This is a genomic window from bacterium (assembly GCA_030654305.1).
GTDB lineage: Bacteria > Krumholzibacteriota > Krumholzibacteriia > LZORAL124-64-63 > LZORAL124-64-63 > PNOJ01.
On record JAURXS010000348.1, the window covers coordinates 1 to 1,489 of the forward strand.

The 1,489-nt window shown below is 67.4% G+C and carries 2 protein-coding genes; one reads left to right on the forward strand and one right to left on the reverse strand.

All coding sequences use genetic code 11. The features are described from left to right. Window positions 1-1,294: thiol-activated cytolysin family protein (locus Q7W29_09990; protein ID MDO9172150.1), on the forward strand; the 1,294-nt coding region annotated here is incomplete at its 5' end. Window positions 1,295-1,305: 11 nt separating this feature from the next. On the opposite strand, the gene Q7W29_09995 is transcribed toward Q7W29_09990, so the two are convergent. Continuing rightward, window positions 1,306-1,489, reverse strand: a 184-nt coding sequence (locus Q7W29_09995) for an AmmeMemoRadiSam system radical SAM enzyme (GenBank protein ID MDO9172151.1), incomplete at its 5' end; no start/stop codon positions are given.

Below are 1,489 nucleotides of genomic sequence, written 5' to 3' on the forward strand. Positions count from 1 at the left end.
CAACCAGGCCCACCAGTTCGTCTACGTGCCGGTCACCGTTGCCCGCGCGCCGATCACCCTGTCGGTCTCCCTCGAGGGCTCGTCCACGCCCGGCGACATCACCCGGGTCGTCGACGACCCGCGCCTGTCCACGGTGCGCCAGGGCATCTCCGACCTGCTGGAGACGGCCGTCGGCGAGGACACCCACGTGCCGGCGCGCGTGGAATTCACGATGGACCAGGTCCACAGCGAGTCGCAGATGAACCTCTTCGTGGGCGCGGACGTCTCCTACGGCGCGGGCTCGTTGAGCACGGCCTTCAACTGGGACGAGGGCTCGACCACCAACAAGATCATGGCCAAGTACATGCAGATCTACTACACGATCGACATGGACACGCCGGCCAGCCCGTCGGCGCTGTTCGCCCCGACGGCGACCGCCGCCGAGATCGCCGCCGCCCTGCCGCCCGGCTCGATGCCCATGTACGTCTCGAGCGTGAGCTACGGCATGATGGCCCTGACCTGCATCGAGACGGAGTTCTCCGAGGAGCAGATGGGGCTGGCGCTGAACGCCGCCTACAACGGCACCGTCGACGTGGAACTGGAATTCGGCTACACGGCGCGCGAGGTGCTGCAGAGCGCCTCGATCAAGACCATCGTCTACGGCGGCTCCACCCAGGGTCTGGACGACATCGAGCTGGGCTTCGAGGGATTCATGCAGGTCATCGCGGCGAGCACGGACTTCACGCCGGAATCTCCGGGCGTGCCCCTGGTCTACCGCTTCCGCCACGTCGCCGACAACACGCTGGCCCTGGTGACCCTCACCTCGCAGTACACGCTGGTGCGGCCCCTGCAGATCGAGCAGTTGGTCCGGGTTCAAGTCAACCAGTTCGTCTGCCTGATGGCCGACGACGAAGGCACCGACAACGCCGTGGACATGGACCGGTTCTACGTGTGGGCCAACGCCTTCGACTGCCTGAATGGGGCGGATCCCGGGACCCAGTGCAACCCCGTGAACCAGCAGGTCTACGGCCTGGCCCTCGGCGACTGGGTCGAGATGGGCGACGGCCACCCCGTCATCCACGACGCCGGCGGCGCCTCGGTCATCATCGCCTTCGACACCGAGAGCTTCAACTTCGGCTACGCCAAGCTCAACCTGCACTCCTACGTCCGGGACTACGATCCGGCCTCGACCAACGAGGAGGCCACCGGCTACCTGAACCTGGTGGGCGACACGATGTGGGGCGAGAAGAGCATCATGCTCTACAGCTCGGACTTCACGTTCCGGGTGGACCTGCTGATCTCGCCGGCGAACTGAGGCGACGCCGGTCAGACGTTGCCGAGGTGGACGTGGTCCAGCTTCTCGCGGCCGATCCGCGCCGCGCGCTCCAGGGTGGCGCGCGGCGTGGGCGGCGCCTCCAGCTTCCAGGCCGGGTGGTAGGCCGAGAAGTGCAGCGGGAGGCGCCGGTCCACCGAGGCCACGAAATCCACCAGGGCGCGCAGCTGCGCGTCG